A 243-nucleotide genomic window follows, 5' to 3' on the forward strand; every position below is an offset into this window, starting at 1 on the left:
CCTATTACAACCATATCCATACCCTGTTTTCGTTATACTCCTTATCACGGAAACAGCAGGATATTATGTGCAATATGTGTTTTATGCCTTCATCTGGTATTTCTGCCCGTATATTTTCCAAATGGCTGGAGCTGCCTACTTTAAATGACGTGAATGATCTGATCGAGACAGGTTTTGTACAGTCAAGTCTCCGGCATACTATTTCTCTGCATCCAATGATTCAGGAAATTGCAGTTTCCGAGA

General features: G+C 40.3%; 1 pseudogene. It reads left to right on the forward strand.

The features are described from left to right. Positions 1–243, forward strand: a pseudogene (locus LJE12_RS20950) (Archaeal ATPase); the annotation flags it as partial.

Source organism: Blautia sp. DFI.6.71, from assembly GCF_020593585.1.
In the GTDB taxonomy this organism is placed as follows: Bacteria; Bacillota; Clostridia; order Lachnospirales; family Lachnospiraceae; genus Blautia_A; species Blautia_A wexlerae.